Consider the following 8674-nt stretch of genomic DNA (forward strand, 5'->3'; position numbering starts at 1 on the left):
GGCTAGGACATGGCAATGCCGTGTCCTACTTGCAGAGAGTTGAAACTCTTGTAAAATACTTCGGTTGAGTGGTGAAAAAATTGCAGCTTTGCTTTAGCAATTCTTCTAACCCTTCAACCTGCCTCAGCCAGACAGTGCCGTTGCTTCCAGCCACAGCAATTTGCTTTCCGTCTCGACTCCAACTGACACTAACAACATTCTCCTCGAACTCAAATTGAGCAACCTGCCGCCCCGCTAAATTCCACAGCCGTACAGTCTTGTCAATTCCCACGGTAGCAAGCCGTTCTCCGTCGGGACTAAAACTAATTGATTTCGCATCAAAATGCAAGGTTTGAAATTCCTTAACTAATTCTTTTTCGGACAGATTCCACAGCCCTACTTTGCCATTCAATGTTACTGTAGCAAAGCGATACTGGTGTTGAGCCGGAGTGAAACTCAGTCCAATTGCCTGAACAGGCAGTGTTTTTTTCAGCTTGCCCGACAAATTCCAAAGTCGCACTGTAGATTTGCCATCTAAAGTCGTTATGAAATCGCCGCTTGGGCTAAAATTTACGCTTCTCACTAAGCCGTTGTGGCCTGGGAGTTTTAGGCTAGACGATACTAATTGTGGCAGTTTATACAAATCCCAAATTGCAGCATAGCTGTCTATCCCTGCGGCCGCTAATAACTTTCCTTCGGGACTAAAACTGAGGCTGGTAACAGAGCCTTGAATTCCTTTCAAAGTAGAAATATTTTTACCTGATAAATTCCATATTTTAACAGTGCTATCCCTTCCGGCGGTCGCTAAAAATTTACCATTCGGGCTAAAGTTTACCATATTAACTGACTGCTGCAAAGCTTTCCATTCAGCAATTTTTTGCCCGGAAAAGTTCCATATCCGAACTCGATCATCTATTCCTGCGGTTGCTAAAATCTGCCTGTTTGGGCTAAAAGTGAGGCTGGTAACGGCACCTTTATGAGCTGACCACGTTATTTTTTGTTTCGGACTTAAGGAGGTTTTAATCTGCTGTGTTGCGCTAATTTTATCGAGAATTATTTGTAATGCTAACAGCGGTCTAGTTGCCGGGTATTGTTCTAGCTTATGTGTGTTTCCAACCAAGGTTTTTAATTTTTTACCGGAGGCGATCGCCCTCAATAAAGCTTCTGATAAAGCTTCGCGATTTTCTGTCTTTTGAGAAACAGCCAACAATAAAGCATCGCTGCCATTTTGTTCGATTTCAATACTTGCTTGTGCTAGTTTAAACCGCTGGTAAGCGAGAGTTGAAAAGCCGATCGCTGCCACTAACGATGCTGCCAGTACCGCAGAACCGATGCCGATCCACTGTTTGGCTTTTTGTTTGGCAGAGTCAGCTTCACTCCAAGCTTTTTCGGCATCGCAGACAGCTTTTTTGGTTTCTAGTGTAGCTGAATGCAGCAGTTTATTTTGCTCGCTCAAAATAACTTTCTGGCTAGCAGTCAAAAACTGAAAGTCTTCGTTTCTCAAACTTTTTCCTGCCGCCCAAACTAATGCTGACTGCAAATCATTCCCTCGCAGCAGTTGAGAATCATCTTCACAGCTAGAATTTAGCCAGAGTTTGATCGCTTCCGAGTAAGGCGAGAGTTTTTCTAATTTTTCTTCAATTAATCGTTTGTTAAATACAGCTTCATAAACAGGATTAGAAATTGTTAATTTTTCCCCGCGCTTAACGATTAATCCGCTTAATCGCAACTCCATTTGTTCGGCACTACCATCGGGGACAATTTCAGTTTGTTCTAAAATTTGCTGATAGAATCCCAGTCTCCTGACAATGCGCTGGTTTTCTTTGAAAAGCCGATCGCGAATTGTGGACAAATGTTCGGGCACATCTTGAGTTTCCCAATTCTCCACGATTTTCAAGCGCACTACTTTCTCCACCCACTCTTTAGAAGTGTTAATTTTATCTTTCTCCCCCCCTTGGGAAGGGGGGGCTGGGGGGGGTAAATTCGGGATTAATTGTGGATTTTCCAGCAGAAGTTTGCACAGCTTTTGAGTCAAAAAAGGCTGCCCGCCCGTCCAATACAATACTTCTCTCAAAACTTCATGAGGGCTGTCTGTAAGCTCTGCCAACCCCGCTGCTAGCGGTTGAGCTTCTGTTTCGTCAAAACCCGTTAATTCGATCGCCTTGCCAATATTAAAAGGGGTATTGCTGGTGGCATTTTGCTCGCGGCACAAATCTGTCGGCGATGCTACGCCTAAGAGGGCCCAAGTTAGGCGATCGAACTCTGAATTGTTGGCGCGCTTGTTGTAGCACGATCGAATTAACGCTAAAAAATCGTCGGCGGGAAAATCTAGGGCGAGAATGCTGTCGATTTCGTCAATAAAAATGACAATATTGCTGGAAATGTTGGGTAAGAGTACGGTTTCGATGAATTCGCTCAATCTTTGAACCGGAGTTAAAAAATTGCGATCGCGCCACCAAGTCCGCACGTTGACAATATCCGACAGGTTAAAGTTATTTTCGAGAATGCGTAGCAAACCAGCATACCACTGTTCGGGAGTGACGCCGCGGTTGCCAATTTCCGAAATGTCGATCGCAGCACAAGCAATTCTTTCATTTCTCAGCCGCTGAATTGTCCGCACCTGCAAGCTAGATTTGCCCATTTGCCGGGAATTCAAAACATAGCAAAATTCCCCGGCTTTTAATCCGTTATAAAGGTCGTCGTCGGCTTGCCGCTTCACATAATTCGGAGCGTTATTGGTGAGACTGCCGCCGACTTGATAGTAACTGGGCTTTGTGGTAAAATTCATATAAGTTATTCGGCGGTTAAAACCGCTACTACACAAACAAAATCCGCCTTCGCGGACTGAAGAAGTGAGGCGGTATTAAAGCATAATTCTGTATAATAAATTGTAACACAATACCGTATGAAAACTGATTGGACGGGATATAACGACGACAAAGACAAGTTAAGAGCTGAAATTTGGTCTTTGCTGAAGCATCAAGCCGCATCTATTGGCGATCCGTTCGGTCATATTCCCAACTTTGTCGGTGCACAGGTGGCTGCCGAAAGATTGGCAACTTTACCAATATGGCAACAAGCAAAAACGATTAAGTGCAATCCAGATTCGGCGCAAATTCCGGTGCGGATGCGAGCTTTGCAAGATGGAAAACGCCTGTACATGGCAGTACCGCGATTGACAGATGATCGCTGTTTTGTAGAGTTAACTGCTGAGGATTTGCAACGGCAAAATATATCAATTGCCGAAAGTGCGATCGCCCGCAAAGCACTCGCTTGCGGAAAATTGGTAAGTTTTGCAGAAATGGAGCCGATTGATTTAGTAATAGTCGGCTGCGTAGCTGCCTGCCCCAACGGTGGAAGAACCGGGAAAGGTGCAGGTTTTGCCGATTTGGAATTGGCTATGTTGAAGGAATTCGGGTTAGTACAAATCGATACGCCAATTGTCACAACAGTGCATCCTTTGCAAATAGTCGCAGATTCGCGTTTACCAATGCAAGCTCACGATTGGGCGCTGAATTGGATTGTTACTACTGAGGATGTAATTGAGACTAATACAAGTTACCCGCGTCCAATTGGGTTAAACTGGGATAGTATACGGTCGGAACAGTTGGAACAAATTCCGATTTTGCGAAAGTTAAACGAACCGCGTAAGCGCTAGGACGCGAAGAATGAAAGAAAGAAGAGGAAGAAGGTAATTTCAAATAACAATATTATTATTTATCTCAAGGCAAAAGAGAATTCACAGCGATCGCCCCCATTTCTATTCCTTCAATAATAATCGGTATAACAGCCGATCGCCCGAAATCCAACCTTTGACTATAATCGGGCTGCTCAACTTCAACCAGAGGTTGAGAGTACACCTCAACCAGTCCTTCAACAAGATTCACAATCCAATAAATCGCAATTCCAGCGCGGGCATAAATCCGTTTTTTTACAGTTCGATCGCGCTGAAGCGTCGTATCTGATACTTCAATAATCAGGGCAATATCTTCTGCCCCCGGATGCCGATCGAGATACTGTCGCGTATCCCCTCGAACAACCACTATATCAGGTTCGGGTTCGCTGTTGGAAAGCGTTATCGGTTCTTGAGAATCGACATACCAACCACGGGGTACAATATTCTCTAAAGCAGTTCTGACAAGACGAGTTGTGACTCGATGCGGTGGATTTTTGGGCTTTTTGAAAACCAGCCAACCTTCCAGCAATTCTACAGAGTCATCATCCGTGAGAATGCCAGCTTGAATTATGGCATGATACTGCTCGATGCTCAAGCGCAAAATCAGATCGTTCGGAATTGCTGCAACGCTTTCGACGGGCGACATAACTGTATAGCCGAGTTGATTATTGTCTTATTTTACTGTTTATTTAACGAACCCGCGAAGGCGCGTTACGCGGAGCGGCGCGTAAGCGCTAGGACGGGAAGTAAGAAAGAAGAAGAGGCAGAAGGTAATTTCATAATATATCTACTTTGTGGTGAACACGCGCCATGCAATGAAAGCTGTAAAGGCTAGATAACCAAACACGGTTATCCAGTCTAGCCAATTATCGGATGTTATCAAAAAAATATCGTTCATGGGTATCATTCACCTGATTATTACTTACCACACTTACGCACAAAATTTTACACGATCGCGCTTAAGTGTGATCGAAAATATTGTCGATACAGTTCGCACCTCGGCACGCACTCGTTCCCCTGCAATCTCACCAACCCCAAACTATCTAATTTAAACGCCTGCATCGCCTTTAATTGCACCGGAGAGTCCGCAGCCACAATCTCTCTCATCCCCTGCGCCAACTCTGGATATTCTTCCAAATTCCACAACTGCCGGCGCAAATGGTCGCTGTAAATTCCCGCATCTGCGATCGCAGTTTCTTTTAATTCATCGAGTGTCACACCCGATCGCGAAATGTGATATAATGCAACTCGCATTAAATACGGATGTCCGCCGACAATTGCTGTCAATTTTTCAACTTCTGCATCCGACCAATTCAAGTTGTGGCGCGCTGCTAAATCTTGTATTTGCTGATGGTTGAATTCCGGCAAATCTACGGGCAGTCCGACGTTGAAAGGCGATTGATTGATGTTCATCGGGATGTAAACTTCGGTGGAGTGAACTACAATTAATCGCAGTTTTTTCCAGATGTCCCGCCGCTTCGATTCTTCGTGCCACGCCCGCAGCAGTCCTAAAAAGTCTTCGGCAATGTCTGGATATTGGAAAACGCGATCGATCTCGTCTAATCCTAAAATTAAAGGACTGTCGATTTGTGGCAAAATGTATTTCTCAAAGTAATCTTTGCAGTTGACTTTGCTGCCAAAAATGTCATCCCAATAATCGTCTAATTGATTGGGTAAGTGCAACTCGCGCCCGACGTAAGCGCAAAACCACTTTAAGAATTTATCTAAGTTGGCAAATACGGCTTTATCTACTAACTGAAAAGTTAGTGGCACGGTGCAATAGCCTTGACGGGCTCCGTGATGCAAAATTCTTGCCATCAACGAAGTTTTGCCCATTTGTCTTGGTGCTTTAATTCTAATTAAGGCGCTGGGCTGCACAATAGTTTGATAGCAGCGTTCTTCAATGGGCGGGCGTTCTACATAAAATTGAGAAGCGACATCGACTTGTCCTCCCGGTAATTCTGGTTCGGCGGCGGGTAGAGGTATTTCGTCGCTGCTAATTTCTAATAGTTGTTGTTGTGTTAAATCTTCCGTTTCCTCTGTGACTCGTGCCGGAGTTTCTGCTAGCAAGTTCAGAACTTCTTCGATAATAATTGGAGTGTCGGCGGTGGTTTTCCATTCCCTCTGTTTGATGCGGTACAGATAGCCCCGCAAGTCGTGATTTAGAGGCGAGTTGAGGGGAAAACCGACGCGGATAGGGAGAATTATTGGTTTTCTGTCTGGGCGGGAGTCTTGCAGTTCTTTTGCTTGCTGAACTTGATATGTTAGTAGTTCGCTTTGGTTTTCCGTGGGCGGCAACAGTAGCAGCAAATAATCGCATTCTTGGAGGAAGAAATTAATGCGCTCAAACCAATTATCTCCCAATCTAATGTTATTTTCGGCTGTGAAAACTGTATGACCGATCGCGCTTAAGGCAGTTTCTAACTGTTTTCCTAACTCGCGATCGGGTTCCGCGCTGCGATAACTGACAAATATTTTAACAATTCTGCTGCAGGTGGCTGTTTCCCCCGCTGGTGGCAAATTGTCCAGTTCGTCTAAATTTTCCGGTTCCTCAAGTTTAGCCGATCGATGGTCGCTAGCAGCCAGAGTCATTTCAAAAGCCGCGAACAACTGCCTAATTTTACTCAAATCCGCACCTTCTCTACCCTGCTTAATTTTGCTGACTGTATCGGCACCAACGCCAGATTCAGCCTCGATTTCCGTCAGAGTACCTCTAATGTTATGTCGGTCAGACCATTCTTGGAGCGCCTCGTTAAGTTTCTTTAAGCCAGAGGCAGTGAGAATGCGACCGCGATCGCGTTTTGACTTGAGCACTTCGCTTGCAGTGAAAGGGGAACGAATCTAGAAATTTTAACGCCTTAAGTTCCTATTTTGGGGGATTTTAAGGAAGATAATCAGCCAGCCGGAATTTAAGGGATTTTACTTGGAGATGTTTTTAGGGCGAGCGACTCCTCAAACTCTGTCCTGATAACGGCTTCAACAGTTGAATATATTTGAGGAGAAAAAGTTTTTCTTAACTCCCCAATCTCCGCCACTAATCACCACTTAACTTTTTAGAGTAGATACACCAAGCAAAAAAGGAGCAGCCAAATGAGCAAAATCTTACACAGACTGGCAATGGCCGCTTTGGGAACCGCCGCCATTTTCACAATTAATACACTTAATAATTTAACAGAAGCATCAGCCGCTGGTAAATTTGATGAACCAGAAATTTATCAAAACACAGTTTTTCCACTTGGCGTACCGGGTCAGTTTCATAAATAGGCAAATTCATTCATTTAATTAAGGAGAAATTATGAAGTCTACACTGTGTTCGCCGCAACCTATAGCTACAAAATCTGACTCCGTTGATGCTGAGGCGATCGATGCCTGCACTGCACTTGCATGGATGGAATTGGTAGCATTAGATGCTAGCGCTCTCACGGGGGATGATTGGCTGGCTTTGTGCGATGATATAGATAGCGGGGAAATCTACCGCTGCTGGTTTTTGTGGCGCGATCGCGAAGTTAGCGGTAATTGGGAAGCTTACGATCCTTTGAGCGATCGCCGATTTGTTGCTAAAGGAAAAGTGTTTCTCAAAGCCGCGATCGACTCCCTTGAAGATGCTAGAAATCGGGAAGTCGCCTAACTTAAATTCATGTCAGGTGAATAAAATTTGTGCATACACAACAAGAATTCTGCCAAGAGAATTCGCCACTGTACAAAGTTTTGTCCGCCTGCGCGAGACTGGAAGAAAAAGGGGTAATAGAACCGGATTTGAGATCACTCCCGGAAACGGAATACTCTCAAAGAAAATAAAAAAAATACGGCTGCGGGCAAGAGTGGACTGTATGATGCTAGGTGCTTCGTCTCGAAAGCGGTTGATAACGTTTTTCCAGCCGCTTTCTCGCTGCCGCCGTTAAACTCTTTCTCTTCAAACATGACTCTAAAACTGCGATGGCTGTTACCGGCCGCCCTTAGTCTTTTCTCGATCGCCCTGCCCGCAAAAGCTGATACACTAACATCTTGGCACTTCGATCCTAGGGGAAATCAGCTCAATTTAACCACAGATTCAGGAGTTCAGCCCCAAGTTAAACTAATTGCAAATCCCACGCGCTTAGTAATAGATTTGCCGGGAATAGTCTTGGAATATCCCGAAACTCCTCAAAGCTACAACTCAGCTATTCAACAAATTAGAGTCGGACAGTTTGACACCGGAACTACCAGGTTAGTCATACAATTAACTCCAGGTTATAAGTTAGACCCGCAAAAAGTCCGAGTCATTAGAGAATCTGCCACGCGCTGGTCATTTCAGTTGCCAAATCCCCAGCAAATAGCGGGCAACGAGTCTTTTATCCCAACAGCTATTACCCGCATAGAGCAAGCAGCAGGTCAAGTTACGCCCACTATTTTGCCGGGAAATCAGAGAAACTCTTCCACTGATTTGGTGATGTCCACAGGCTCGGAAATGACCGCAATTAAGCCTCAAATTGAAAGTGCGATCGAACAGTATAGATCCCTGAGCGCCGGAATGTTTTTTCTGGATTTAGATACAGGAAACTATTTGGATATCAAGGGCGATCGAGTATTTCCGGCCGCCAGTACCATCAAACTACCAATTCTGATTGCTTTTTATCAAGATGTAGACGCAGGCAAAGTTAGCCTAGACGAAACATTAGTTATGAAGTCCGACTTAGTAGCCAGCGGTTCTGGAACTATGCAAGACAGACCAAATGGCACTCGGTTTAGCATCAGAGAAACCGTAGATAAAATGATTACCATCAGCGACAATACAGCCACCAACATGATTATTGAACGTTTGGGGGGAATTGCTAAACTCAACGAGCGTTTTCGCAGTTGGGGATTAACTGATACGAGAATTCGCAATTGGCTCGGCGATTTTCAAGGCACAAATACCACAAGTTCTGTGGATATGGTAAAGTTGCTGGCGATGCTGTCTCGCTATAAATCAATACGGTTCAGTTAAGGCTCAAACCCTGGTAAATTAGGTATTGTTTCCAAAAATGGAGAGTAAGTTAG

General features: G+C 44.6%; 7 protein-coding genes. 4 read left to right on the plus strand and 3 right to left on the minus strand.

The window, feature by feature from the left end; all coding sequences use genetic code 11:
• Positions 1–25: 25 nt before the first annotated feature.
• Positions 26–2767, minus strand: a complete 2742-nt coding sequence (locus QUA57_RS20155; protein ID WP_333063272.1) for an AAA-like domain-containing protein — start codon at positions 2765–2767, stop codon at positions 26–28.
• A 117-nt stretch (positions 2768–2884) separates the two neighbouring features.
• Here QUA57_RS20155 and QUA57_RS20160 point away from each other — a divergent pair, with 117 nt between their 5' ends.
• Positions 2885–3637: a 5-formyltetrahydrofolate cyclo-ligase gene (locus tag QUA57_RS20160; RefSeq protein WP_333063273.1), complete on the plus strand. Its 753-nt coding sequence runs from the start codon at positions 2885–2887 to the stop codon at positions 3635–3637.
• 64 nt (positions 3638–3701) lie between these two features.
• Here QUA57_RS20160 and QUA57_RS20165 read toward each other — a convergent pair whose 3' ends face one another.
• Together QUA57_RS20165 and QUA57_RS20170 are read right to left on the minus strand one after the other, a co-directional pair.
• A complete protein-coding gene (locus tag QUA57_RS20165; RefSeq protein ID WP_333063275.1) occupies positions 3702–4301 on the minus strand; it encodes a Uma2 family endonuclease in 600 nt (199 codons plus the stop codon).
• A 299-nt stretch (positions 4302–4600) separates the two neighbouring features.
• On the minus strand, positions 4601–6469 hold the full coding sequence (locus QUA57_RS20170; protein ID WP_333063276.1) for an AAA-like domain-containing protein: 1869 nt from the start codon (positions 6467–6469) through the stop codon (positions 4601–4603).
• Positions 6470–6745: 276 nt separating this feature from the next.
• Between QUA57_RS20170 and QUA57_RS20175 the strand changes: the two genes are divergently transcribed.
• The 3 genes from QUA57_RS20175 to QUA57_RS20185 all read left to right on the plus strand — a co-directional run bounded on the left by QUA57_RS20175 (position 6746) and on the right by QUA57_RS20185 (position 8621).
• On the plus strand, positions 6746–6919 hold the full coding sequence (locus QUA57_RS20175; RefSeq protein WP_333040368.1) for a hypothetical protein: 174 nt from the start codon (positions 6746–6748) through the stop codon (positions 6917–6919).
• A 31-nt stretch (positions 6920–6950) separates the two neighbouring features.
• Complete coding sequence (locus QUA57_RS20180; protein WP_242718204.1) at positions 6951–7283, plus strand: hypothetical protein; 333 nt, start codon at positions 6951–6953, stop codon at positions 7281–7283.
• A 291-nt stretch (positions 7284–7574) separates the two neighbouring features.
• Entirely contained in the window at positions 7575–8621 is a 1047-nt protein-coding gene (locus QUA57_RS20185) for a serine hydrolase (protein ID WP_333063279.1), read from the plus strand.
• Positions 8622–8674: the final 53 nt, after the last annotated feature.

This window comes from Microcoleus sp. Pol7_B2, assembly GCF_036701035.1.
In the GTDB taxonomy this organism is placed as follows: Bacteria; Cyanobacteriota; Cyanobacteriia; order Cyanobacteriales; family Microcoleaceae; genus Microcoleus.